Here is a 25,363-nt window from a genome sequence, read left to right as displayed (position 1 = left end):
CGCCGGGTAGCGGCCTCGGGTCACGCGCTACGAATGGTGCGAGTCGGAAGCCTGACAGATTTGACCAGGCCATGTCACTAGGCAATGGGGAGACCGTTATGGAGGAGCCGTCGTCCGGGGTCACGCTCACCCGGGTCGGCGACCGCGGGACGGACTGCCCGCACGGTGTCCCCCGGACCGCTGCCGGTGGACGGGGGGCGTGTGCGTCGCTGTCGGCGCAGGACTGTCCGGCCGCGAATCCGGAGCGCTGGCCTCGGGTCAGAGGTGGTCGGCGCAGCAGGGGGTGGGGTTGGGGACCTCGAAGGGGGCCAGCAGGCCGCCCGCCGCCGGGACCAGGGTCAGGGTGAGGACGCCGTCACGCCATTCCGGACGGACATGGTCCTGCGTCAGGATCCTTGTGCTGGACGGGAGTTCGGCGTCCGGCGCGCCGAGCACCACCAGGTGTTCGACGGCGGTGCCGTCGAGGATCGCGCCCGCGGTGACCGTGCCGGTGAGGTGGCGTACGCCCGGGTAGACGACCGCGCGACCGGAGGTGCGGGGTGCGGCGGCCGCCCGGCGCGCGCTGTCCACCGCGTCGCCCGGCCCGTGGGCGCGGCCGGCCAGGGCGAGTCCGGTGCCGTCCGGCAGCGCGGCCGGCAGCTCCTGCCACAGCGCGTCCGGGTCCGGGACGGCCAGCGAGATCGCCGTACCCCGGCGCTCGTCGCTGCGGTGCAGGTGAGTACAGGCGAACACGCCCTCCCGGAGCGCCAGTCGGCCCAGCAGCTCGTGGATCAGGTGGTCCGCCTCGCGCAGGGTCGCCGTACCGGCGTCCACCCCGATGACGGGGTGGACGCCGGCGGCGTGGTGCGGGGAGGTCATGCGGGCAGGACCCACATCGGGTTGGAGTAGAACCACAGGTCCTTCCACGGGTCGGCGTCGCCGAGGACGTCGATGGCCGGGCCCGCCGGGTCCACGGCGACACCGTGGATGCCGACCGCCGAGCGGTTGCCGTCGGTGCCGCGGAGCCGGACGTAGACCGGCTTGTCGAGGCGGCCGAGGGAGTACGTCAGCCTGACCGCCCCGGTGGCCTTGTCGACCTCGAAGGACTTCACGACCTTGGTGGCGGGCGCGGCGAAGGTGTCCCTGTCGCTCACCTTGCCGGTGACGTCGCCCTGGATGACGTCGACGCGGGCCAGGGAGGGCACGAACTGGGACCAGTTGGGGCCGTTGGCGAGGCTGATCTCGATGACCAGGTCGACCTGGCTGCCCCTGCGGACCTGGAGCACGCCGCCGAGGGTCACCGCGCGCGAGCCGGAACGCAGCTGCGCGTTCAGGCCGCTGATCAGGCCGCCGTGGTCCACCCAGACCCGGCCGGCGCGGATCCCGTCCATGACGGCCTTGTAGGAGAAGGAGGCGGCACCGACGTGGGTGCGGGAGTACTGACCGGGCCAGAAGTCGGTGTCGGTGAGGCTTACGGCGCCGCCGTAGACCGGGTCGTCGTACCGGCCGTTGGTGTTGAAGTCGCTGTTCGGGCCGCGCACCGAGCTGTCCGCGTACACGTTGTGGGAGTCGGAGTTGGCGGTGATCCACCACGGCTTGCCCTCGGCGAGCAGGCTGTCCCACAGGCCGCCGACGGTGGCGGTCATCCAGTCGAAGCCGCCCCAGGTGCGGTAGCTCTCCAGCGGGTAGCCGCCGAAGGAGTCCGCGCTCGGGCTGTTGTCGTAGATGCCGCGCGCGGAGCCGGGGCCGTTCGGCTTGGGCAGGCCGCCCGCCTGGTGGCCGGGTGCGCCCTCCATGCCGACGGCGATCGTCGGCTGGGCGTCGCGCCAGGCACGGATCTCGTGCGGGGAGTCGATGCCCTTGCGCGCCGGGTGGTTGGCGAGGAACAGGGCGTCCTTGACCTTGCGGCGCTGCACCTGCTCGGCGAGGAAGTTGAGGCCGGAGATGGCCAGCGCCTCGTTGGCCGGGGTGTTGGCGGAGGCGCCCTTGACCGAACCGTCGAAGGAGTTCTCGAACTCCTTGAGGACGGCGACCTCGTTCTTGCCGGGGTGGACGAAGACGGTGCCGTGCTCGGCGGCCGGGATGTTCCACTCCAGGCCCTGGAAGACCAGCGTGTCGTCGACCTCGTCACGGGCCGCGACGATGTCCGGGTTGACCTTCTCGACACCGATCCTGGCGTGCTGCTCGCTGCCGTGGTCGGTGATGACCATCCAGTCCAGGCCGTGCGCGTTGGCCTGGCGGACGTGGTCGGCGACCCGGTACTTGGCGTCCGAGCTGTACTGGGTGTGGATGTGGTGGTCGCCCGCCAGCCACAGGAAGTCGCCGGAGCGGCCGCTGTGGGAGTGGGAGGAGGAGACCGAGGCCGCCGCCTGGCCCGCGCCGGCGAGGACGCTGCCGGCCGCGAGGCCCGCGCCCAGCAGACCGGTGCGGCGCAGCATCGAGCGGCGGGAGAGCTGTCCGGGCGTCAGTTCCTCGTCGGGGACCGACAGATCGAGGGCGGGCGGCAGCGACGAGGCGTCGGCGTCCGTGTCGTGGTGATGGTGGTGATGATGATGACCGTGACCGTGGCTGTGGCTCATGCGCGAACTCCCGCGGGCCGTCGGGCTGGGGGGTGACTCCAGGACGTGCAGAGTCTGCGAAGGCCGCGTGAACAACGGGAGGCGGGGTCATGGTGAGGTAAGGAACCGCTGATGTGCAGCAGACTGTGGGGAGTCGACACGCAAGGGCGGCGCGCGCGGACGCGAGGACGCCCGGGCCGGCCGGTGTGGCCGGCCCGGGCGTCAGGCACCGGGCGTCGCCCGGATCAGATCAGGTCGAACCGGTCCGCGTCGGCGACCTTCACCCAGGCGGCGACGAAGTCCTTCACGAACTTCTCCTTGGCGTCGTCGCTCGCGTACACCTCGGCGACCGCGCGCAGCTCGGAGTTGGAGCCGAAGACCAGGTCCGCGCGGGTGCCGGTCCACTTGACCGCGCCGGTGGCCAGGTCGCGGCCCTCGAACGTGGTCTGGTCCGCGGAGGTCGACTTCCACTCCGTGCCGTAGTCCAGCAGGTTGACGAAGAAGTCGTTGGTCAGCACGCCCGGGGTCTCGGTGAGGACACCGTGCTTGGACCCGCCGGTGTTGGCGCCGAGCACCCGCAGACCACCGACCAGGACGGTCAGTTCGGGGGCGCTGAGGCCCAGCAGGTTGGCGCGGTCCAGGAGCAGGTACTCGGCCGGCAGACGGTTGCCCTTGCCGAGGTAGTTGCGGAAGCCGTCGGCCGTCGGCTCCAGGGCCGCGAAGGACTCGGCGTCCGTGTGCTCGTCGGTCGCGTCGACCCGGCCGGCGGTGAAGGGCACCTCGATGTCCACGCCGGCGTCCTTGGCCGCCTTCTCCACGGCGGCGGCACCGCCGAGGACGATCAGGTCGGCGAGGGAGACCTTCTTGGCGCCGGAGTTGAACTCCTGCTGGACACCCTCCAGGACGCGCAGCACCTGGGCGAGCTCGTCGGGGTCGTTGGCCTCCCAGCCGCGCTGCGGCTCCAGGCGGATCCGGGCGCCGTTGGCACCGCCGCGCTTGTCGCTGCCGCGGTACGTCGAGGCCGACGCCCAGGCGGTGGAGACGAGCTGCGAGACCGTCAGACCCGAGTCGAGGAGCCTGGCCTTGAGGGCCGTGACGTCGGCGGCGTCGATGACCTCGCCCTCGGCCGCCGGCAGCGGGTCCTGCCACAGCAGGGTCTCCGCCGGGACCTCCGGGCCGAGGTACAGCGACTTCGGGCCCATGTCACGGTGCGTCAGCTTGAACCAGGCTCGGGCGAAGGCGTCCGCGAACTCCTGCGGGTTCTCGTGGAACCGGCGGGAGATGGGCTCGTAGATCGGGTCGAAGCGCAGCGACAGGTCGGTGGTGAGCATCGTGGGCAGCTTCTTCTTCGACGCGTCGTGCGCGTCGGGGATGATCGCCTCGGCATCCTTGGCCACCCACTGCTTGGCGCCGGCCGGGGACTCGCTCAGCTCCCACTCGTAGCCGAAGAGGATGTCGAAGAAGTCGTTGCTCCACTGGGTGGGCCTGGTGGTCCAGGTGACCTCCAGACCGCTGGTGATCGCGTCCGCGCCCTTGCCGGTGCCGTAGGTGCTCTTCCAGCCGAGGCCCTGCTGCTCGATCGGCGCGCCCTCGGGCTCGGCGCCCACGTTCTCCGCGGGGCCGGCGCCGTGGGTCTTGCCGAAGGTGTGGCCACCGGCGATGAGAGCGACGGTCTCCTCGTCGTTCATCGCCATGCGGCGGAAGGTCTCACGGATGTCGCGGGCCGCGGCGATCGGGTCCGGGTTGCCGTTGGGGCCCTCCGGGTTGACGTAGATGAGGCCCATCTGGACGGCGCCGAGCGGGCTCTCCAGGTCACGGTCGCCGGTGTAGCGCTGGTCGTCCAGCCAGACCTTCTCGGGACCCCAGTAGACGTCGTCCTCCGGCTCCCAGACGTCCTCACGGCCGCCGCCGAAGCCGAAGGTCTCGAAGCCCATCGACTCCAGGGCCACGTTGCCGGTGAGGATCATCAGGTCGGCCCAGGAGATGGCCTGGCCGTACTTCTTCTTGACCGGCCACAGCAGTCGGCGGGCCTTGTCCAGGTTGCCGTTGTCCGGCCAGCTGTTGAGCGGGGCGAAGCGCTGCTGGCCGGCGCCGGCGCCGCCGCGGCCGTCGGAGATGCGGTAGGTGCCGGCGCTGTGCCAGGCCATCCGGATCATCAGCGGGCCGTAGTTGCCGAAGTCGGCCGGCCACCAGTCCTGCGAGGTGGTGAGCACCTCCGCGATGTCCCGTTTCACGGCGGCGAGATCAAGGCCCTGGAACGCCGCGGCGTAGTCGAAACCCTCGTCGAGCGGGTTCGCGACGGCGGGGTTCTTGGCAAGGATCTTCAGGTTGAGCCCCTCGGGCCACCACTGGCGGTTGCCGCCACCCTGGGTGGGGTGGGGGGCGCGGTCGTGCGCGACCGGGCACTTGCCCGCGGCGTTCTCCTGGGTCTCGGACATTGGGGGAAATCCTTCCGGAAGGGGCGGATCGACGTACTCAGGAATTACTGACGGTGGAGCAGGCGGGGCACAGGCCCCAGTAGATGACCTCGGCCTCGTCGATGGCGAAGCCGTGGTCGTCCGAAGCGGTCAGGCACGGCGCTTCGCCGACCGCGCAGTCGACATCGGCGACGGCACCGCACGACCGGCACAGGACGTGGTGGTGGTTGTCGCCGACGCGTCCCTCGAACCGGGCCGGACTCCCGGCCGGCTCGATACGGCGTATGAGTCCGGCCGTGGTGAGCGCGTGCAGCGCGTCGTACACGGCTTGAAGCGATATGTGACCTACGCGCTCACGGACGCCCGAGGCGACCCCTTCGACGTCGAGATGGTCGCCACCACGGACGGTCTCCAGCAGCGCGACGCGGGCGGCCGTCACCCGCAGGCCGACACCACGGAGCTCGTCGGCGGTGGTCGGGGGCTGGGATGCGGTCATGGCGCCAACCTACTCGCATAAACACGAGTGATTCAAGAAAACAAACAGTTCAAGTTTGATGCCGGAGCCCCCGAGAGGGCTTTGCCATCTCTTTACAACCCGTTCCGGTGCCGGGTCGTCTCTCCGCTCGATCCGTTACTCAGCCCGCCCTGACCGCCGCGGGCCGACGAAAGAGAGCGTCTCCATGCGCCGAACTGTCCTGACCGCCACGGCACTCGCCTGCACCGCCGTCCTGGGCGGCACCGCGCCCGCGTTCGCCGACGGCAGCACCCCGAGCCCGGTCTCCACCGCGGCACCGTCCACCCGCCCCTCCGCGGAGCCCTCCCCCGTCCCCTCCGAGGCGCGGTCCGCCGAGCACACCCGGGCCTCGACCCCCGCGCCCGCCCAGGACCGGGGCCAGGTCGCGGCCGTGCCCCAGGGCGCGCCCGACACCGGGGTGGCCGAGCCGTCCTCGGACTCCGGGACCGAGAGCGCCCTGATCGGCGGCGGCGCGGCCGCGGTCCTCGCCGCCGGCGCCGTGGTGTTCGCCGCGCGTCGCCGCCGGGCGACCGGGGCATGACCTCGCTCTCCAGGCGCGCCTTCGTCTCCGCCGCCACGGCCTCGCTGCTGACGGGCTGTGCGGGCCGGACGGCCCACGGGACGGCCGGCGCCGTCCACAGCGAGCGGCCGCCGGCACCCTCGTCGTCCGCCGGCCCGGCCGCGCTCGGGCGTTCCGTGCCGGTCCGGCTGCGCGTCCCGGCGATCGGCGTCGACACCCCGCTGCTGCGGCTGGGGCTGGCGGCCGACGGCACGGTGCAGGTGCCGCCGGTCACCGCGCACGACCGGGCCGGCTGGTACCGCCACTCCCCCACTCCGGGGCAGGTCGGCCCGTCGGTGATCCTCGGCCACGTCACGGTCGGCAGCTACGGCGACGGCGTCTTCCGCCGGCTCGCGGAGCTGCGCCGGGGCGAGCGGGCCGTGGCGCGTCTGGAGAACGGCCGGACGGCGGTGTTCACCGTCGACGAGGTGCGTACGGTCGCCAAGGCCGCGTTCCCGACCGAGGACGTGTACGGGGACGTGGACCGCCCGGAGCTGCGGCTGATCACCTGCGGCGGCCCTCGGGGCGGCGACGGCTACCTCGACAACGTGATCGTCTTCGCCACGCTGACCGGCACGACGGCCTGACCCGGCCGAGGAGGATGCGGGACCGGTGGAACGCACCGGTCCGGTCCCGCATCCTCCTCATCGTCCTCGCCGAGCCCTTCGACCCTGGAGAACGTTGAAACGGTCCCGTGACAAGGCGGCGTCCGAGCTGTTCGCCGCCCTGTACCCGCGCCTGGCGGGCTGGTGCCGCCGTCTGGTCGACGACGACGAGACGGCGCACGAGATCGCCTCGGAGGCCTTCACCCGGCTGTGGGCCCGGTGGACGTCGGTGGAGGAGCCCCGCGGGTTCCTCTACGTCACCGCGGCCAACATCGTCCGGGACCACTGGCGCAAGCTGGAGCGCGAGCGCCGGACCGTGCGCCGCGTCGGCTCGGAGGCCGCCACCCGCCCGCACCCCGAGCAGGCCGATCCCTCGGTACGGCTGCTGGTGCAGTCGCTGCCGGAGCGACTGCGGGTTCCGATCCTGCTGCACTACTACGCTGACATGCCGATCCGGGAGGTGTCCGTGCTGACCGGGCGCAAGGAGGGAACCGTCAAGGCCGATCTGCACGCGGCCCGTGAACTGCTCCGCGGCCATCTGAGGAGAAGCCTTGACCACACGCTTTGACGACGAGCCGGAATTCGACGGCCCCGACGATCCGCTCACCGTCGTCCTGCGACCGCCGGCCGCCTATCTGGGCCCGCCGCCGGGCCGGTACGAGGAGATCCGGCGGGCCGCGGGCCGCCGCCGGCTGGTGCGTGCGGCGGCCGGGGCGGGAGTGACGTGTGCCGTCGCCCTCCTGGTGGCCCTGCCGACGCACCTGGCGTCACCCTCGGCACCGGTGTCCCCGCAGGTGCCGCTCGCGCCGCCGGCCGTCAGCCCGGCAAAACCCCCGCACCGCGCCCCGACGTCCCCGGCACCCCGCGGCTCCACACCGGGCCCCAGCACCACGCCCCGCCGCGACCGCACCGCGCAGGCCCCCGGCCGTGAACCGTCGACGACTCCGTCGGCGGTGCGGAGCACACCGTCCGAGGACCGCCGCAGGGCCGCCGTCACCCCCTCCCGCATCTAGCCGCGTCAACTCGACAAGGAGGCGCATCACCCGTTCGTGCCCCCACGTTTCGGCACGCCGTCGGTGGTGCCCGCACACGGGCCGGGGCGTTGGGACGGGGGACGGGGCGCCCCGGAAGGGTCGCGGACCGTGTCGGCCGTCCGGGTAGGGTCGCACCCGCCCGTCCGGCCGCTGCGGCCCGTTTGGCCGAGGCCACCGCTCGGCGTTGGTGTGATGTTTCGTACGAGGCCGGAATGAAAGGTGCGGAACGGGCAACGCTCCGTTCCATGCTCCACGCGCGAACCCTCCGGCAGGTGACCAGATGACGACGGCGACCAAGGCCCCTGAGACCGCTCCGGCCGCCGCGCCACCGTCCCGGACCCAGCCGTCCGCCCCCGCCGGCTCGCTGCCGTCCCTCACCGGGCTCAGATGGATGGCCGCGGTGCTGGTCTTCGGACTGCACGTGCACAACTTCCGGTACTTCGGCGGTACCGGCGCCCGCTTCATGTCGTGGGGGTTCGAGGCCGGCGCGTCCGGGGTGTCGTTCTTCTTCGTGCTCTCCGGGTTCGTGCTGATGTGGTCCGCGCGGCCCGGCGACCGGGCGGGGCGCTTCTGGTGGCGGCGCGTCGCCCGGGTCTACCCGGTGCACCTGGTGACGGTCGCGATCGCCCTGCTGATGGCCCTCACGCTGCCCCGGCAGCCGAGGCCGACCCTGCCCCAGGGACTGGCCGACGTCTTCCTGGTGCACTCCTGGTGGCGGCCGTGGTGGCAGACCCTGGACCCGGTCAGCTGGTCGCTGGCCTGCGAGGCGTTCTTCTACGCCGGCTTCCCGCTGCTGGCCCTGCTGCTGCGCCGGCTGGACGCCCGGGGCGCCAGGACGCTGGCCGCCCTGTCCGTCCTCGCGGTGCTGGTGCTGGCCTGGACGGACGCCCACCACTGGTGGGACCAGCCGATCAGCTCCTTCCCGGCGGCCCGGCTCCCCGAGTTCGTGCTCGGCGCGGCCACCGCGCGGCTGGTGCTGCTCGGCCGCTGGCGCGGCCCAGGCCTGGAGGCCTCGCTGGCGCTGGCGGTCATCGGTTACTTCCTGGTCCCGCAGATCACCGACGAGTACGCGGCGACCGCCTGCACCATCGTCGGATTCGCGCTGCTCATCCCGGCGGCCGCCCTCGCGGACCTGCGCGGGCTGCCCTCGCTGTGGCGGCGCCGGTGGCTGGTGCGCCTCGGGGAGCTGTCGTTCGCGTTCTACATGGTCCATCTGCTGGTGCTGCGGACGGGTACCCACCTGCTCGGTACCCGCCCGCGTTTCGGCCTGCTCACCGGCGCGGCCGCCGCCACCGTCGCGTTCGCCGTGTCGCTGGGCCTGTCCTGGCTCCTCTACGAGGGCGTGGAACGGCCCGCGCGACGGCTGCTGCTGCGTCCGTCCCGGCGGACGACGGCCTGACCGGCTACGGGAACTGCGTCACCTTGGAGGGCACGGTACTGGTCCCCGACGTCGGCGATCCGGTGGTGTTGACGACGTGGGCGTACTGGCCCATGCCGCCCAGCGAGATCACCAGCAGGTCGTGCATCTTGATCCCCGAACCGGTCGGCACCTGGAAGCCGTTGGACTGCACGATCGACGGATCGGCCGTGTAGTTGCAGTAGCTGCCCAGCCCCCACGCCTCGTGGTTGGTCACGGTGTCGGCGACCTTGTAGGCCGCGTAGCCGACGACGCCGTCGTGGGTGATGGCGGCGGCGTTGGGGGCGTCGTAGGCCTTCTCGTTCTGGAAGAAGATCGTGCGGCCTCTCTCGCCCTGCCAGTAGACGTCGTACTTGTTGAAGTGCTCGACGAACAGGCCGGTGGCGAGGACGTCGTTGCCGTTGACCCGGAGGCCGTAGTCGGCGCGGTTGGTGGTCCAGCCGACGCCGCTGCCGTGGTCGGCGCGCCACAGCCAGGTGTGGTCGATGATGACGTTGTTGCTGTTGACGACCACGGAGTTGGTGGCGAGGCCGGGTCCGGCGCCGCCGACGCGGACGAACACGTCCTGCATGCTGGTCGGGTTGGCGGAGTGGTCGGCGGTGGATCCGGCGTCGCCGATCCGCAGCAGGGTGTCGGAGTTGACCGAGCCCGCGTCGATCAGGAACCCGGCGAGCTTCACGCCGTCGACGTCGGCGACGTGCATGGCGTCGACGCCGTTGTCCGGGACCAGGGTGGCCAGGCCCAGGCCGAGCACGACGGTGTTGGCGCGGGTGACGTTGATGGTCTGGTCGAGGTGGTAGACGCCCGGGGTGAAGAGCAGGTTGAGGCCCTGGGCGAGAGCCTGGTTGATGGTGGCCGCGGTGGCGCCGGCCTTGACGACGTAGAACTGGTCCAGCGGGACGGAGGTGCCCGCGTTGGCCGGCCAGGAGACGCCCCGGACGTTGGTGCGCTTGGCCGGGACGAAGACCTTGTAGGTGCTGCCGTCCAGGTACAGGAACGGCTTCTCGCGCGAGACGGGGGTGGTGTCCAGCGTGGTGTACGGGCCGGAGTCGAAGTTGGTCGCGGGGGCGCCCTGGACGCCGGTGAAGGTCATGTTCCAGACGCCGTTGGTCCATCCGCCGACCGAGCTGTCGCGGGTGTACCACTGCTGCTGGGAGTACGGGCCGACGGTGCCGTCGATCTTCGAGTCGGCGATGTACCCGCCGGAGGCCCAGCCGTAGCCGTTCGGGGCCAGGTTGAGACCTCCCTTGACGTGGACGCGACGGAAGGGGGCCGCCTGAGCCACGGCCCACCGGTCCGTCCCGTTCGACGGCGTGATGGCGAGGTTCTCCGCCGAACGCCAGAAGTTCTGGGTGGCGTTGCCGTTGAACCAGCCGGCGTCGACCGTGACGTCACCGTTGATCTGCGTGTCGTCGGGGTTGAGACCGAGACCGGAGATCGAGGTGTAGAAGCCGATCTGGGCGTTGATGCCGTTGTAGGTGCCCGGCTTCAGCAGGAACTGGTAGCGGCCGCCGCCGAACTGGGCCGACTCCTGCTGGGCGAAGACGGAGTCGAACTTCTGCTGGAGGTTCGGCGTGGACGGGTCGACGACGATCACGTTCGGGCCGAGGTCACCGCCGCCCTGGACCGGGGGCGTGCCGGTGGTGCTGCCGAAGACCTGGAACTCCCAGAGCGAGTAGCCGTACTGGGTCGCGCGGTGCACGCCCTGCATCCGGACGTAGCGGCCCTGTCCGGACACGGCGAGGGTGTCGGTGCCGCCGTCCCCGCCGGTGACCGACTTGAGGTCGGTCCAGTTGCTGCCGTTGGCGGAGATCTGGACCTTGTAGTCCTTGCCGTAGGCGGTCTCCCAGTTGAGGACCACCTGGGTGACCGTGGCGGTGGAGCCCAGGTCGACCTGGAGCCACTGGTCGTCGGTGAAGGCCGACGACCAGCGGGTACCGGTGTTGCCGTCCACCGCGTCGCCCGCCACGGTTCCGCCGTTCTCCTCGGAGGAGGCGGTGGCCGTCTTCCCCTGGGACAGGGGGGTGTCGGCGGCCTGGGCCGCCGGTGCGTGCACGGTGGGTAGGGCGAGCAGCGCTGCCATGGCGGCGAGCGCGACGCCCAGCGATCTCAGTCTCATCAGCGGCTCCCTGAAGTGGGCACGGGACGCACTCGACCGGCACGCCCCACTGCTTAGTTCAGGTTTTGATTTAAGTGGTGAGGCAACTGGGCGACAACCCTTCGGCACCGGATTTTTCGCCGGACTCCCCCTCCGCGGCGGCGCGGAGGGGACCGGCGGGCGGGCCGGGGACCGAGGTCACCGGGCGGCGAGTCGCTCGTACATGGCGGCCGGGTCGCCGGACAGAGCACCCTTGACCCAGCGGGTGAGATCGTCGGCGAGCACCTCGTAGGCGTCCGACTCGACGCCGTCGAGGGCCGCCACGGCGATGTCCTGCGGGCTGGTCTTGGGCGCGTCGACGTGGGCCGCCATGTCGGTGTCGACATAGCCCATGTGCAGCCCGGTGACGCCGATGCCCTGCGGCTGGAGCGCCTGGCGCAGGCTGTTGGTCTGCGACCACAACGCCGCCTTGGAGGCGCTGTAGGCGCCGCCTTCGGCCAGCCAGGACAGCACCGAGTGGACGTTCAGGATGTGGCCGCCGCCGTTGCGCCCGATCACCGGGACGAAGGCGCGGGTGAGCAGCAGCGGGCCGTAGAAATTGATCTCGAACTCGCGGCGGATGTCGTCGAGCGAGGAGGTCAGGAAGCGGGTGCCGGTGGCGACCCCCGCGTTGTTGATCAGGACGGTGACGTCCTGGGCCTGCTCGGCGACGGCGGCCACGGAGTCCGGGTCGGTGACCTCCAGCGCCAGCGCCACGGCGTCCGGGTGGGTCACCGAGCGCGGGTCGCGGGCGGTGGCGTAGACCTTGCCGGCGCCGCGCGCGTACAACTCCTCCACCAGCGCTTTTCCGACGCCCCGGCTGCCGCCGGTGACGAGGACGACGGAGTCCTTGATCGCGGTCATGACACTCACACTCCAGACTTGGCACGACAGAAACCGATCGGTTTCCGACTGGTGCGACCATAGTAAACCGATCGGTTTCCGGCTTCAATCGCGCACGGCCGCATCCGGCCGCCGTCCGCCGCGGACTCCCTTACGGGCAGGGCGGGTTACTCGATCCAGTTCATTGCGTCCGACCTCTGGCTCCGGACTCCTACCGGGCGGTATACAGACCCCCGACACACGCGTACGGGCCGCCCGTCGGGACCGGTTCCGCGCGCGTCCCGGTTCCAGGGGGGAATCTCCATGGCGTACGGCACCCCGTCCGACGGTTCGGCGAGACGGCACCGGCGGAAGGCCACCGTGGCGGCTGCGCTGGGCGGCTGCGCCCTGGTGGCCGCGTCCACGACACCGGCCGCGGCACACGGCGGCGGGCACCACGGCGGCCACGACCGCGGCACCAGCTACGCGGCGCTCGGCGACTCCTACACCTCGGGCCCCGTGATCCCCACACAGGTCGACGCCGACTGCGCCCGTTCCGACCACAACTACCCCTCGCTGGTGGCGGCCGCCCGGCACGTCAGCGCGTTCAAGGACGTGAGCTGCGGCGGTGCGACGACCGCGGAGATGTGGAAGGCGCAGGGCACCAACGGCCCGCAGCTCAACGCCGTCCGGCGGGACACGGACCTGGTGACGGTCCAGATCGGCGGCAACGACATCGGTTTCAGCTCGATCATCGGCACCTGCGCGACGCTCAGCGCCACGGACCTGACGGGCAATCCCTGCCAGCGGTACTACAACGCCTCCGGCACCGACCAGCTGACGCTCAGGATCGCGCAGACCGCCCCCAAGGTCGACAAGGTGCTGCGGGCCGTGCACGCCCGGGCCCCGCACGCCCGGATCCTCGTCGTCGGCTACCCCGACCTGCTGCCCGACGACGGCAGCGGCTGCTACCCGACGGTGCCCTTCGCCGCCAAGGACTTCCCCTACCTCCGGGACGTCGGGAAGCGGCTGAACCTCATGCTGCGCGCGGTCGCCGCGTGGAACGGCGCCCGGTACGCGGACACCTACGGCCCGACCGTCGGCCACGACATGTGCAAGGCCCCCGCCGACCGCTGGATCGAGCCCCTCCAGCCCACCTCACCGGCGGCTCCCGCCCACCCCAACGCCAAGGGCGAGGCGGCCATGGCCCGGGCCGTGCTGGACCGGCTGGAGCGGCGGTACCAACCCGACACCCCGGCCCGTCGCCACCCATGGGAGGGGCCGGGGGACGGTTCGCGATAGGTTGACCTGCATGAGCGACAAGGTTTACTTCGACATCTCGATCAACAACGAGCCGGCCGGCCGGATCGTGTTCAACCTGTTCGACGACGTGGTTCCGGACACGGCCCGCAACTTCCGTGAGCTCGCCACCGGGCAGCACGGCTTCGGCTACGCCGGTTCCGGCTTCCACCGGGTCATCCCCCAGTTCATGCTCCAGGGCGGTGACTTCACCCGCGGTGACGGCACCGGCGGCAAGAGCATCTACGGCGAGAAGTTCAAGGACGAGAACTTCAAGCTCAAGCACGACCGCAAGTACCTGCTGAGCATGGCCAACGCGGGCCCGCACACCAACGGCTCGCAGTTCTTCGTCACCACCGTGCTGACGCCGTGGCTCGACGGCAAGCACGTGGTCTTCGGCGAGGTCGTCGAGGGCTCGGACATCGTCGACAAGATCGAGGGCTACGGCACCGCCAGCGGTTCGCCGAAGGCCGAGATCAAGATCACGGCCAGCGGCACCGTCTGACCACGGCACCCACCACGGCAACGGTGACCGGGCGAGTACCCGGTCACCGTTGGTCTCTCGCGCGCCGGAGTTCCTCGGTCTCCGGCGGCGGGGCGCGGCCTGCAGGGTGATCGTGCGCGGTGAGGTGTTCCAGGGCCTCGGCCAGCTCCTGGCAAGCCTCCTCGACGGAGAGCCGGGTGTTGCGCTGCTCGGTGATCACGGCCGACAGCAGCAGCGCGGTCAGCACCAGCGAACCGTTGAACAACTGAAGCTTCAGCATCACCTGGACGTGGGACAGCCCGGCGAACGCGCCGGTGCCGTCCGTCGCGGCGACCGAGGCCGTCACCGACGCGAACAGGGCGCACAGCATGCTGCCCGCCAGCCGGAATCGCAGCGCGGCCCAGACCAGCAGCGGATAGACCAGGAAGAGCGCGCTCAGGGAACTGCGCGCGGCCAACGGGACCAGGACCGCCGCCGCGACGGCGAGAGCCAGGACCTCCTTCCAGCGGGTGAGCGGCGGGGGCCAACGGGCGCCGAGCAGCACCAGCAGGACCGGGGTGACGATCAGGACGCCCATCGCGTCGCCGACCCACCACGACAGCCAGATGGGCCAGAAGTGCGTCGCGGCGAGCTTGCCGGCGAGGATCAGCGTGAGAACGCCCACGGTGGAGCTGATCAGCATGGCGGCCATCGCCCCGAGGAACACCAGGGCGAGGCCGTCCCGCAGTCGGCCCAGGTCGGTGCGGAAGCCGACCCGGCGCAGCATCAGATACGCGCACACCGGCCCGGCGGTGTTCCCGAGGAGGATGCCCACGACGTCGGGCCCGGGCGTGCCGAGTGACAGGACGAGGAAGAAGGCGCCGAGCATGATGCCCGGCCAGCAGCCCAGGCCGAAGACCAGCAGACAGGCCAGCGCGACTCCGGTCGGCGGATAGACGGGGGTGAAGACGGCGCCCTCGACGTCGAGCCGGCACAGCAGGCCCAGCCGCCCTGCCGCGAAGTAGCAGGCGGCGACGGCCAGCGTCCGGAGGGCGAAGGCGGCCGGCCGGCGCTGTTGCTGGATACCCACCACAGCAGCCATCAGACACCGATCCGCCCTGGTCGGCGAGGCGAATGCGGCCCACGACTGACACGCCCCGCCGGTGTCCGGGGCGTCAGGGCACGCGGTCGATGCCGTCGTGGCCCAGGACCAGGACCGCCGCGTCGTCCTCGTGGCCCACCTGTTCCGCGCCCTTGATCACGGCGGCGGCCAGGGAGTGCGCCTCCAGGCCCGCTACGGCGGCGATGCCGGCGAGCCGTACCACCTGGTCGAGCCCCTCCTGCACACTCATCGACGGCCCCTCCACCACCCCGTCCGTGAGCAGCACGAACATGCCCCCGGTGGTGAGCCGGAACCGGGACACCGGGTACTCGATTCCGGGCTCGATGCCCAGCGGCGGCCCGCCCTCGTCCTCGCCGATCCCGGACTTCCCGTCCGCGGTGGCCCAGACGAAGGGGATGTGACCGGCCCGGGCGCTCTCCAGCACCCCGGTCTCCGGGTCGAGCCGCATGAAGGTGCAGGTGGCGAAGAGGTCGTTGCCCAGGGAGATCAGCAGGTCGTTGGTCCTGGTGAGCAGCTCGCCCGGCTCGCCGGTGACCGAGGCGAGCGCCCGCAGCCCGGCCCTGACCTGGCCCATGAAGGCGGCCGCCTCGATGTTGTGGCCCTGGACGTCACCTATCGACAGGCCGATACGGCCGTCGGGCAGGGTGAAGGCGTCGTACCAGTCGCCGCCGACGTTCAGCCCGTAGGTGGCGGGCGCGTAGCGGACGGCAAGGTGGAAGCGGGGTGTGTCGGGCAGGTCGCGGGGCAGCATCCCGCGCTGCAGGGCGATGGCCAGCTCGACCTGGGAGCGCTGGTACTCGGCCCGCTCGCGCGCCTGAGCGGTGAGCGACCTGAGTCTGATCAGCAGCTCGTCGTCCATTGAGCGCTTGCGGGGCATGGATCACTCCGGCCGGGGAGACGGCCTCACCAGGGCAAACCGTCGGATTTCGCCTTTACAGGATCATAGTCCGAATGGCGGCCGAGTGATCGGTCACACCGGCGGCCGCCGGACACGGCGGGCCGCCGCGGTCCTGACCACGGGGCGGCCCGGCGGGTGGGGCGGGCCCTTCACTCCTCGCGGATCCCGTCGGGGCGGCGCGCGGCCCGCAGGGTGCCGACCTTCTTGAGCAGCCGGTCCGCCGGCTCACGCAGCCTGGCATGGGCGAGGACCGTGTTGCGCAGCCCACGGACCGGGCGGCGCCACATCCGGTGCGCGGCGGCCACCGGGTGGGCCCGGGTGACGAACCCCTCGCCCACCCGCAGTTCCCGGGTCTTGAGCCAGTCCTTGTACTCCTTGTCGCCGCGCCCGAGGTCGACGAGGGTCACACCGCCGCGCGCCGCGCTCTCGGCGGTGCGCAGATGCATCGTCAACCCGGGTGAGTAGCAGTGCAGATCGGGGTCGTAGGCGGTGAACCAGGCGGCCAGTACGGTGCTCGAACGCGGTCCGAAGTGCGCGGCCACCGGGCGGTCGCCCGCGTAGAGCACCGAGAGCACGCCGGTGAAGTGGTCGTCGCGGACGTGGAAGAGGTGGTCCACCAGGTCGACGGTCCAGGGGCGGGCGAAGCGGTCCATGCGTCCGGTCCGCCGGTACTGGGCCGACTTCCAGCGCATCAGCGTGCGCAGCGCCGCCGGGTCGCGCTCGTCCCACTCGAAGCGCAGGTCGCCGATGTCGCGGCCGAGGCGCCGTTCCTTCTCCAGCGTGGTCTTCGCCAGGCCCGGATAGGCGGCGCGCAGCCACTCGGGGTAGCCGCCGTCGCCGGGTTTCACGTCGATCACCGGCGAGGCGAAGGTGCCGGTGACATGACCGGCGAACGGCCGCTGCTCGGCGACCAGATGATCGAACTCGAAGATGGACGTGCCGCACGCACTCAGCAACTCCTGGGCGTCCCAGGTGACTCCGGGACGGTGCACCAGCGCCTGGCAGCCGGAGAGGCCGAGGCCGACGGCCCGGCCCACGCCCAGGGGGTTGCGCTCGTAGGGCAGGAAGCCGACGGGTTCGCCGGCGTCGCGCAGGACCGCCACCCGAACGCCCCCGCGGTGTCTGCCGACCCCGATGGCGAACTCCGGGGCCAGGAAGGGATTGGCGTACTCCGGTGACTCGTCCATCGCCTGGTGCCAGGCCCGGCGGAGCGACTGGGTCAGCTCGCCGGGTCTGTGGATCGTGATGTCCACCTCAGATCAACCGCCCTTCGGCTGACGAGGTGTGTGGCGCAGGGTTGCGGGTCCCGCTCCCGGACGGGCCTCTGCACTGACCTCTGGATCGCATGGGCGACCGCTCCCCCCATAACGCGGATTCCGCGTCCTGCCGTTGCCGCGAACAGCTCCTGCTCCTCGCCGTACGGCGTCCGTCCGTGACCGGCGACGGCGTCGCCGGTCCGGAGGTGTCACTCAGACGTCGCGAAACAGTACGCACACTGTCAAGGGTGCCACTGTCACGGCGGGACGGGGGGTGACTCGGACTTTCCCGCCCTTTCCGTCAGGTCGCCGTCGCGGCGGCCGCCGCCCGGCCCGCCTGGCGGCCCGAGAAGAGGCAGCCGCCGAGGAAGGTGCCCTCCAGCGAGCGGTAGCCGTGCACCCCGCCGCCGCCGAAGCCCGCTACCTCACCGGCTGCGTACAGCCCGGGCACCGGGGAGCCGTCGCTGTTCAGGACGCGCCCGGAGAGGTCGGTCTGGAGGCCGCCCAGGGTCTTGCGGGTGAGGATGTTGAGCCGGACGGCGATCAGCGGGCCGGCGGCGGGGTCGAGGATCCGGTGAATCGGCGCCGTACGGCTGAGGGAGTCTCCGATGTAGCTCAGGGCGTTGCGGATGCCCTGGACCTGGACGTCCTTGGTGTAAGGGTTGTCGATCTCGCGGTCGCGGGCCTCGATCTGCCCTCTGAGGTCGGCGAGGTCGATGAGGTTGTCGCCGGTCAGCTTGTTCATGCCGGTGACGAGGGCGGTGAGGTTGTCGGCGACCACGAAGTCGGCGCCGTTGTTCTTGAACTTCTCGATGGGCTCGGGGGTCTGCCAGATCCGGGACAGCAACTGCCAGACGTTCTTGTTGGTGAGGTCGGGGTTCTGCTCCGAGCCGGAGAGCGCGAACTCCTTGGCGATGATCTTCTGGGTGGTGACGAACCAGGAGTAGTCGTAGCCGGAGGCGGTGATCGACCCCAGCGTGTGCAGGGTGTCGTAACCGGGCACGTCCGGGGAGTTGAACCGGCGGCCCTTCGCGTCGAACCACATCGAGGACGGGCCGGGCAGGATACGGATGCCGTGATTCGGCCAGATCGGGGCGTAGTTGCGCAGGCCCTCGGTGTAGTGCCACATCCGGTCGGGGTTGACGATCCGCCCGCCCGCCTGCTGGGTGATGGCCAGCATCCGGCCGTCCACGTGCGCGGGGACCCCGGTCACCATGAACTTGGGCGCGGTGCCGAGCCGGGCGGGCCAGTTCTGCCGGACCAGGTCGTGGTTGGCGCCGATGCCGCCCGAGGTGACCACCACGACCGGTGCCCGCAGTTCGAAGTCGCCGACGACGGTACGGCTGCTCGGAGTGCCCCGGGCCGCGCTGCTGGGCTCCAGGACCGCGCCCCGCACGCCGGTCACCGCACCCGCGGTGGTGACCAGCCCGTCCACCCGGTGACGGAACTTGAAGGCGACCTTGCCGGCGGCGACCGCCGCGCGCACCTTCTTCTCGAACGGCTCGACGACGGCCGGGCCGGTGCCCCAGGTGACATGGAAGCGAGGCACCGAGTTGCCGTGGCCGTCGGCGAGACCGCCGCCGCGCTCGGCCCAGCCCACGATCGGGAACCACTGCACGCCAAGACCGGAGAGCCAGGAGCGCTTCTCGCCGGAGGCGAAGTCCACATACGACTGGGCCCACTTGTAGGCCCAGTGGTCCTGGCCCTTCGGGTCGGCGACGCCCCGGTCGAAGCCGGCCGCGCCGAGCCAGTCCTGCCAGGCGAGGTCATGGGAGTCCTTGACCCCCATCAGGCGCTGTTCGTCGGAGTCGACGAAGAACAGTCCGCCGAAGGACCAGAACGCCTGGCCGCCCAGGCTCGCCTCCGGTTCCTGGTCGAGCAGCAGCACCTTGCGGCCGGCGGCGGCGAGTTCGGCGGTCGCGACCAGACCGGCCAGGCCGTGGCCGACGACGATCGCGTCCGCGTCCTGGGATTCGGCGGCGAACGCCCCCGTCTGGCCGAGGGCCACACCGGCGAGCGTGCCGCCGGCCACCGTCAGCACCTGACGGCGGGTGAAACGGGAGGGCCGGTCGGTCCCGTTGACCGGACCGGCGCCTGCTCTGGGATTGTCCATGGGTGGGGGTGCCTTCCGTACGGATGCGGGCGGTGCGGGAGACAGGTCTGAGACTGCCGGGACGGCAGGGTGTTACCGACGGTAGCCCAAGGTGGCGGGCGGCGGCCAGGGTTCTGCACACGGGGATTGTCAGATATCTCAAGGCGCCGATAGACACTCGACGAGCAAGCGATTTCCTATAGGATTTGCGAAACGCGAAGGTGATCCCATGCGAGCCAGCCCGCGTCATCCCTGATCAAGTCGGATCCTGCCACAAGCCTTGACGCACACGTCCCACTGACCCACGATCTCCGCAATGCTTTCCTATCTGATTTCGCAGGGGTGGGCGATGCGCTTCCCGACCAGATCCGTGCTGCCCGGGCTCCTCACGGCGGCCCTGCTCGTCGCGGGGACCGCGGCCTGCACCTACCGCAACGCCCCCGGCCCCGCTGCCGGTTCGGCCACGGCGGCCCAACGGAAAGGCGGCGGGGCCGAGTTGGCGGACGGCTCGCGGACCGAGGTGGCCCTGGTGCCCGGTGGCGCGCATCCCTACTTCCAGCCCTGGAAGGCGGCCGGCGCCGCCGCGCGGAAGACGTACGGCCTCGGGTCGGTGACCTTCGACGAGACGGCCGAGTGGGACCAGCAGAAGCAGAACAACCTGCTGTCCACGCTCGCGGCGCGCGGCTACAACGCCTTCGGGGTGTTCGGAGTCTCCCCCACCGACATCAACACCACCTTCGCGGACCTCACCTCGCAGGGCTTCCCGGTGGCGTCACTGGGCTCCTGTCCGGCCGGCCCGACGGACGAGGCCGACTTCTGCCTCTCCACGGACGTCGAACTCGCCGCCTACAAGGCCGCGAAGGCCGCCGTCGAGGCCATGGGCGGCACGGGCACACTGGTCCACCTGACCGGCAACAACGTCGACGCCAACACCCAGTTGCGGATCAAGGGCGTGGCCCGGGCCGTCAAGGAGTCCGGCGGCAGGGTGCGGCTCCTGCAGACCGTCACCGACATCGACACCGACCTGCAGACCGCGCAGAAGGCGGTGTCCGACCTGATGGCGGCGAAGGGCGACCGGATCACGGGCATCGTCGCCACCGCCTACAACCCGGCCGTGGCCGCCGCCGACGCCGTCAGGTCGTCCGGTTCGAAGGCCAAGGTCGTCGCCATCGACGACGACGCCAAGATCCTCGGCGGTATCAGGCAGGGCACCGTCACCGCGACCGTCGTACAGAACCCCACCGGTCAGGCCGAGATCGGCACCTGGGCGCTCGCGCTGCTGCAGACGAAGCAGTGCACCATGCGCGACCCCGGGGTGGAGGTCGACTCCGGCTCGTTCGTCGTCACCGCGGCGAACGTCGCCGACTACGACCGGGCACGGCAGGAGAAGACCAGGCGGCTGAAGAGGGAGATCGCCGACAAGTACCTCGCGTGCGGCTGACCGGCCGGCGGGGAACCGACAGAGAACGGACATCGATGAGCCTCATCACGACAGCGACCGCCAGGCTGGCCGACATCGCCGTCGAGACGGACCGTACCGACGCGGTGCAGTCCTTCGTCAAACAGGAGACGATCCTGGTGGACCTGGAGACGGCGGACGGTCTCACGGGGACCGGATACGCCTACACGATCGGCACCGGCGGCAGCTCCGTACTCGCCCTGCTGCGCGACCATCTGCTCCCCGCCCTGCCCGGACAGGACGCCCGCAACGTCGAGGCCCTGTGGCAGCGGCTGTTCGCCCTGACCCGGGCGACCACCACCGGCGCCCTCACCTCCCTCGCCCTGGCCGCCGTGGACACCGCCCTGTGGGACGTGCGCTGCAAGCGGGCCGGGGAACCGCTCTGGCGGCTGGCCGGCGGTCACCGCCAGGAGGTACCGGTCTACGACACCGAGGGCGGCTGGCTCCATCTGAGCACCGAGGAACTGGTGAAGGGAGCCCTGCGGGCCCGGGAGGCGGGCTGGGCCGGCGTCAAGATCAAGGTGGGCAGGCCGCATCCCGCCGAGGACGCGGAGCGGCTGCGCGCCGTCCGCGAGGCGGTCGGTCCCTCGCTGCACGTCATGACCGACGCCAACCAGTCCCAGACGGCGTCCTCGGCGCTCCGGCTGGCGGCCGCGCTTCAGCCGTACGACCCGTACTGGCTGGAGGAGCCGCTGCCCGCGGACGACGTCAGCGGACACGCCAGGCTCGCGCGGGCGACCCGGATCCCCGTGGCGGTCGGCGAGTCCCTGTACTCGCTCATGCAGTTCCGCGGCTACCTGGAGGCCGGTGCCGCCTCGGTCGTGCAGGTCGACGCCGCCCGGGTCGGCGGTATCACCCCGTGGCTGAAGGTCGCGCACCTGGCGGAGAGCCACAACGTGACGGTCTGCCCGCACTTCCTGATGGAACTGCACGTCAGCCTCGCCGCCGCGGTGCCCAACGGCGGCTTCGTCGAGTACATCCCGCAGTTGCGGGCAGTGACCCGGACCGAGCTGGCCATCCGAGACGGCCTGGCCGTGGCTCCGGACGTGCCGGGCATCGGCGTCGACTGGGACCTGGACGCGCTCGACGACCGGAGGGTGGCATGACGACGTCGATCAGCCCGCCGGACACCGTCCGGCCGGATCGGACGGCCGGTCACCGGATGCCGTTCTGGGTCAACCAGCGGCTCGGACTGGTGGTGCTGGTCGTCGCGCTGGGCATCGTGTTCGGCGCGCTGCGGCCCGCCTTCCTCGACCAGCGTCTGGTGCTCTTCCCGCTGCTGCGGGACGTGGCCACCCTGACCGTGGTGGCCCTCGCCCAGATGGTCGCCCTGTCCGTGGGGCACATGAACCTCGCGGTGGGACGGATGGCGGCGTTCGGGGCCATGTTCGCGGGTCTCGGCTACGACAGGCTCCATCTGCCCATGCAGGCGGGCCTGTTGCTGTGCCTGGTCGCGGGCGCGGCGATCGGCGCGGTCACCGGCTGGCTGATCGCCCGCACCGGCGTGAGCTCCTTCGTCGTCACGCTGGCCATGGACTTCGCCCTGCTGGGCCTGGTCTCCCTGATGTACTCGGCGCTCACCGAGGACGCCGCCTTCACCGTCCGCCCGGCCGGAATCGACGCGCTGCGGTCCTACTCCCTCGCCGACATCTGCGCGGGGACTGTCTGCGGCTCACCGGCGATCCCGCAGCTGGCCCAGTTCACCGTGCTCGCCATGCTCGGTCTCGGTCTCCTGTACGGCACCACGCGCATCGGGAGGGAGCTGCTGCTCACCGGGGCGAACCCGGCCGCGGCCGAGCTGTCCGGCATCCCCACCGGTCGCCGGGTCCTGCTCGCCCACAGCCTCTCCGGGCTGCTCGCGGCACTCGCCGGCTTCATGGCCGCCGCCGGGACGGGCACCTTCCGGGCCTCCATCGGCGACGACTTCATGCTGCCGTCCTTCCTGGGCGCGGTGCTCGGCGGCACCCTGCTGACCGGCGGGGTGGTGTCCGTCCTCGGTTCCCTGCTCGGTACCGCTTTGGTCGGTGTCATCCGCAAGGGGCTCGACCTGCTCGGCGTCGGTCTGGAAAGCCTGAACATCTACCTCGGCTGCATCCTGTTGCTCGCCCTGTCGGCCGACCGGATCCGCACCGCGGTGTCCTCTCGCAAGGTGGTGCGCTCCGCATGACCACGATCCGTGATCTGCGCCGCCGTGCGGCCGCGCCGGTGCACCGGTTCTCCCGCACCACGACGGCCGTGCTGCTGCTGGTGGTCGTGGCCGGCTCGGCGGCCCTGGAGGTGGCGTCGTCGGGTTCCTTCTTCGAGGGCCCCTCCGTACGGGTCTTCCTGCAGTACCTGGCCACGCCCATCCTGATCGGCCTGGCGCAGATGGTGGCGCTGTGCGTGGGCCAGCTCAATCTCGCCGTCGGCGCCCTGGGCGGCTTCACCGCCTGCCTGACGGGCGTCCTCATGGCCGACCACGGGGTGCCCGCGGTGGTCGCCGTGCCCGTGGGCCTGCTGACGGCGACCGCTGCCGGCATGGCCACCGGTGTGGTCATCGTGGCCACGCGGATCAACGGTTTCATCGTCACGCTCGCCACCATGACGATCCTGCTGGGCGCGCAGTACCGGCTCGTCGGCACCCGTACCGTCGACGGATACGCTCCCGCCCTGCGCGACCTCGGCACCGCGGCGCCGCTGGACGTCCCGCTCGTCTTCGTCACGGCGATCGTCGCGGCGGTCCTGCTGGGCGGTTTCGCGTACCGCACGGTCGCGGGGCGGCGGCTGCTCGCCGCCGGCGGCAATCCCCTGGCCGCCCGGTTGTCCGGCATCTCCACCGACCGGCAGATCGTGGTCGCGCACACGCTCTCCGGACTGCTGGTCGGGGTGGCCGCCGTCACCGCGACCGCCTCGCTGCCCGGCGTCAACCGCAGCGTCGGCGGTGACTGGCTGCTGCCGAGCTTCGCGGCGCCGATCATCGGCGGGGTCGCGCTGACCGGTGGCTCGATCGCCGTGTTCGGGACGGTGCTGGCGGCTTTCGTGACCCGGCTCATCGACGCGGCCCGCGCCCAGTTCTCGCTGGACCCGAGCTGGGTGAACCTGCTGATCGGGCTGGTCGTGCTCGGTACGGTCGCGGGCGGCCACCTGCACCGGGCGCGGCTGGCGAGGACCACCACGCCGGCACCACGACCGGGAGGTGCGCGGTGAGCGCGGTCCTGCTCGAATGCCACGGCCTCGTGAAGGTCTTCCCCGGGGTGCGCGCCCTGGACGGCGTGGGGCTGCGGCTCACCGCCGGCAGCGTGCACGCCCTCCTCGGCGAGAACGGCGCCGGCAAGTCCACTCTCATCAAGGTCCTGACCGGGGTGCACGCCCCCGACCGCGGCACCCTCACCTGGTGCGGCGAACCAGTCGGGTTCCGCTCGCCGTTGGAGGCGGCCCGCACCGGAGTCGGTGTCGTCCACCAGGAACGCAACCTCATCCCCGGCTTCTCGGTGGCCGAGAACATCACCCTGCAGAAGCCGCCCGCGCGCCGGGGACTGGTCGACCGCGCGGCCATGACCGAACCGGCCGTCGCCTGCCTCACCGAGCTGGGCGTGGACCTCGACCCGGACCGGCCGGTGCACGAACTGTCCGTCGCACAGCAGCAGTTGGTGGAGATTGCCAAGGCCCTGTACACCGAGAGCCGGGTGCTGCTCCTGGACGAGCCCACCGCCTCCCTGTCCCCCGAGGAGACGGAGCGCCTGTTCGGGGTGGTCCGGCGGCTGGCCGAACGCGGAACCTGTGTGGTGTTCGTCAGTCACAAGCTGGAGGAGGTGTTCGCCGTCTGCGACACCGTCACGGTGCTGCGGGACGGGAGGTCGGTGCTGGAGTCCGCGCCGCTGGCCGAGCACACCCACGACGACGTCGTGGGCCTCATGGTGGGCCGCGCCCACACGGCGGCGGCGATGCGCCCGCGTACGGTCGACGGGTCCGCCGAGCCGGTCCTGGAGCTGGCCGCGGTCGCCACGGCCGGCGGGCACCGGGACATCAGCCTGGCGGTACGGCCAGGAGAGATCGTCGGTCTGTACGGGCTGGTCGGCGCCGGACGCAGCGAGTTGGTCAAGGCGGTGCTCGGCCTGGACCGCATCACCGCCGGCGAGGTGCGGGTGCACGGCAGGCCGGTACGGATCGCCTCGCCGCGGCAGGCGCTGCACGAGTTCGGCATCGGGTACGTGACCGAGAACCGCAAGGAGGAGGGTGTCTTCCTGGAGCAGCCGGTCCTCCGCAACATCACGGTGACGGTCTGGCGGCGGCTGGCCGGGGCCCTCGGCTTCGTCCCGGCGGGCCGCGAGCGCGCCGTCGCCCAGGACCTCGTCGACCGCCTCGGCATCCGTGTCTCCGGGCTCGGGCAGAACGCCGGAGAACTCTCCGGCGGCAACCAGCAGAAGGTCAGTCTGGCCAAGTGGCTGGCCGCCGACACCCGGTTGCTGGTCGTCGACGAGCCGACGGTGGGCGTCGACGTCCGCACCAAACACGCCTTCCACGAACTCCTCTGGGACCTGGCCCACGACGGCCTGCCCATCCTGCTGATCAGCAGCGATCTCGCGGAGATGGTCACCCTCGCCGACCGGATCGTCGTCATGACCGACCACCGTGTCCGCGGCGAGGTCCGCAACGACCGGGACTACGACCGGATGAGCGGCCGGATCATCCGCCTGATCCACGACGGTGACGCGGTGCGCCCGTGAGGCGGGCCGCGCGGACGGCACCGGG

The 25,363-nt window shown here is 71.4% G+C and carries 22 protein-coding genes; 12 read left to right on the top strand and 10 right to left on the bottom strand.

Going from position 1 to position 25,363, the window contains the following annotated elements:
• Positions 1 to 258: 258 nt before the first annotated feature.
• The 4 genes from ACZ4O3_RS23050 to ACZ4O3_RS23035 form a co-directional block, all read right to left on the bottom strand.
• Positions 259 to 858 carry a hypothetical protein gene (locus tag ACZ4O3_RS23050; RefSeq protein WP_467723963.1) on the bottom strand — a complete coding sequence of 200 codons (600 nt, stop codon included), beginning with the start codon at positions 856 to 858 and terminating at the stop codon, positions 259 to 261.
• A complete protein-coding gene (locus tag ACZ4O3_RS23045; protein WP_467723962.1) occupies positions 855 to 2,558 on the bottom strand; it encodes a PHP domain-containing protein in 1,704 nt (567 codons plus the stop codon). Before ACZ4O3_RS23045 ends, ACZ4O3_RS23050 begins: the two co-directional genes overlap by 4 nt.
• Before the next feature lie 224 nt (positions 2,559 to 2,782).
• A complete protein-coding gene (gene katG, locus ACZ4O3_RS23040) occupies positions 2,783 to 4,975 on the bottom strand; it encodes a catalase/peroxidase HPI (protein ID WP_362727544.1) in 2,193 nt (730 codons plus the stop codon).
• Positions 4,976 to 5,012: 37 nt separating this feature from the next.
• The gene (locus tag ACZ4O3_RS23035; RefSeq protein ID WP_362727546.1) at positions 5,013 to 5,450 is read right to left on the bottom strand and encodes a Fur family transcriptional regulator; all 438 of its coding nucleotides are present in this window, start codon (positions 5,448 to 5,450) and stop codon (positions 5,013 to 5,015) included.
• Positions 5,451 to 5,634: 184 nt separating this feature from the next.
• On the opposite strand from ACZ4O3_RS23035, the gene ACZ4O3_RS23030 reads away from it, so the two are divergent.
• From ACZ4O3_RS23030 to ACZ4O3_RS23010, 5 genes are all read left to right on the top strand, one after another.
• Positions 5,635 to 6,009 carry a sortase-dependent protein gene (locus ACZ4O3_RS23030; RefSeq protein WP_467723960.1) on the top strand — a complete coding sequence of 125 codons (375 nt, stop codon included), beginning with the start codon at positions 5,635 to 5,637 and terminating at the stop codon, positions 6,007 to 6,009.
• The gene (locus ACZ4O3_RS23025; protein ID WP_467723958.1) at positions 6,006 to 6,614 is read left to right on the top strand and encodes a class F sortase; all 609 of its coding nucleotides are present in this window, start codon (positions 6,006 to 6,008) and stop codon (positions 6,612 to 6,614) included. The genes ACZ4O3_RS23030 and ACZ4O3_RS23025 overlap by 4 nt, the downstream gene beginning before the upstream one ends.
• A 94-nt stretch (positions 6,615 to 6,708) precedes the next feature.
• Positions 6,709 to 7,200, top strand: a complete 492-nt coding sequence (locus ACZ4O3_RS23020; RefSeq protein WP_384989146.1) for an RNA polymerase sigma factor — start codon at positions 6,709 to 6,711, stop codon at positions 7,198 to 7,200.
• Positions 7,184 to 7,645, top strand: a complete 462-nt coding sequence (locus ACZ4O3_RS23015) for a hypothetical protein (RefSeq protein ID WP_467723956.1) — start codon at positions 7,184 to 7,186, stop codon at positions 7,643 to 7,645. Before ACZ4O3_RS23020 ends, ACZ4O3_RS23015 begins: the two co-directional genes overlap by 17 nt.
• A 301-nt stretch (positions 7,646 to 7,946) precedes the next feature.
• Entirely contained in the window at positions 7,947 to 9,065 is a 1,119-nt protein-coding gene (locus tag ACZ4O3_RS23010) for an acyltransferase family protein (RefSeq protein WP_362729129.1), read from the top strand.
• Positions 9,066 to 9,069: 4 nt separating this feature from the next.
• Here the strand turns inward: ACZ4O3_RS23010 and ACZ4O3_RS23005 are convergent, their stop codons facing one another.
• Positions 9,070 to 11,202 (bottom strand): discoidin domain-containing protein, encoded by a 2,133-nt coding sequence (locus ACZ4O3_RS23005; protein ID WP_467723954.1) that lies wholly within the window; start codon positions 11,200 to 11,202, stop codon positions 9,070 to 9,072.
• Between the two features lie 177 nt (positions 11,203 to 11,379).
• Entirely contained in the window at positions 11,380 to 12,084 is a 705-nt protein-coding gene (locus ACZ4O3_RS23000; RefSeq protein ID WP_467723953.1) for an SDR family oxidoreductase, read from the bottom strand.
• Between the two features lie 282 nt (positions 12,085 to 12,366).
• Between ACZ4O3_RS23000 and ACZ4O3_RS22995 the strand changes: the two genes are divergently transcribed.
• Positions 12,367 to 13,344: an SGNH/GDSL hydrolase family protein gene (locus tag ACZ4O3_RS22995; RefSeq protein WP_467723951.1), complete on the top strand. Its 978-nt coding sequence runs from the start codon at positions 12,367 to 12,369 to the stop codon at positions 13,342 to 13,344.
• 10 nt (positions 13,345 to 13,354) lie between these two features.
• Positions 13,355 to 13,846, top strand: coding sequence for a peptidylprolyl isomerase (locus tag ACZ4O3_RS22990; RefSeq protein ID WP_362732008.1), 492 nt, complete (start codon positions 13,355 to 13,357; stop codon positions 13,844 to 13,846).
• A 43-nt stretch (positions 13,847 to 13,889) separates the two neighbouring features.
• Here ACZ4O3_RS22990 and ACZ4O3_RS22985 read toward each other — a convergent pair whose 3' ends face one another.
• The 4 genes from ACZ4O3_RS22985 to ACZ4O3_RS22970 form a co-directional block, all read right to left on the bottom strand.
• Complete coding sequence (locus ACZ4O3_RS22985; RefSeq protein WP_467723949.1) at positions 13,890 to 14,906, bottom strand: MASE1 domain-containing protein; 1,017 nt, start codon at positions 14,904 to 14,906, stop codon at positions 13,890 to 13,892.
• Positions 14,907 to 14,979: 73 nt separating this feature from the next.
• Positions 14,980 to 15,804, bottom strand: coding sequence for a PP2C family protein-serine/threonine phosphatase (locus tag ACZ4O3_RS22980; RefSeq protein ID WP_362718980.1), 825 nt, complete (start codon positions 15,802 to 15,804; stop codon positions 14,980 to 14,982).
• A 170-nt stretch (positions 15,805 to 15,974) separates the two neighbouring features.
• Positions 15,975 to 17,078, bottom strand: a complete 1,104-nt coding sequence (locus tag ACZ4O3_RS22975) for a GNAT family N-acetyltransferase (RefSeq protein WP_467723947.1) — start codon at positions 17,076 to 17,078, stop codon at positions 15,975 to 15,977.
• A gap of 304 nt (positions 17,079 to 17,382) precedes the next feature.
• The gene (locus ACZ4O3_RS22970; protein ID WP_467723945.1) at positions 17,383 to 19,194 is read right to left on the bottom strand and encodes an FAD-binding dehydrogenase; all 1,812 of its coding nucleotides are present in this window, start codon (positions 19,192 to 19,194) and stop codon (positions 17,383 to 17,385) included.
• A gap of 328 nt (positions 19,195 to 19,522) precedes the next feature.
• Between ACZ4O3_RS22970 and ACZ4O3_RS22965 the strand changes: the two genes are divergently transcribed.
• Genes ACZ4O3_RS22965 through ACZ4O3_RS22945 form a run of 5 tightly spaced genes read left to right on the top strand, consistent with a single transcriptional unit; the run spans position 19,523 to position 25,338 of the window.
• Entirely contained in the window at positions 19,523 to 20,614 is a 1,092-nt protein-coding gene (locus ACZ4O3_RS22965) for a sugar ABC transporter substrate-binding protein (RefSeq protein WP_467724063.1), read from the top strand.
• A 35-nt stretch (positions 20,615 to 20,649) separates the two neighbouring features.
• Positions 20,650 to 21,738 (top strand): mandelate racemase/muconate lactonizing enzyme family protein, encoded by a 1,089-nt coding sequence (locus ACZ4O3_RS22960; RefSeq protein ID WP_362718991.1) that lies wholly within the window; start codon positions 20,650 to 20,652, stop codon positions 21,736 to 21,738.
• Positions 21,735 to 22,799 (top strand): ABC transporter permease, encoded by a 1,065-nt coding sequence (locus ACZ4O3_RS22955; RefSeq protein WP_467723943.1) that lies wholly within the window; start codon positions 21,735 to 21,737, stop codon positions 22,797 to 22,799. Before ACZ4O3_RS22960 ends, ACZ4O3_RS22955 begins: the two co-directional genes overlap by 4 nt.
• On the top strand, positions 22,796 to 23,818 hold the full coding sequence (locus tag ACZ4O3_RS22950) for an ABC transporter permease (RefSeq protein WP_467723941.1): 1,023 nt from the start codon (positions 22,796 to 22,798) through the stop codon (positions 23,816 to 23,818). The genes ACZ4O3_RS22955 and ACZ4O3_RS22950 overlap by 4 nt, the downstream gene beginning before the upstream one ends.
• Complete coding sequence (locus tag ACZ4O3_RS22945) at positions 23,815 to 25,338, top strand: sugar ABC transporter ATP-binding protein (protein ID WP_467723939.1); 1,524 nt, start codon at positions 23,815 to 23,817, stop codon at positions 25,336 to 25,338. Before ACZ4O3_RS22950 ends, ACZ4O3_RS22945 begins: the two co-directional genes overlap by 4 nt.
• Positions 25,339 to 25,363: the final 25 nt, after the last annotated feature.

This window comes from Streptomyces sp. NPDC026515, assembly GCF_055567595.1.
Note: the sequence above shows the minus strand (reverse complement) of the source record. Positions and strands in the feature narration are given on the sequence as shown.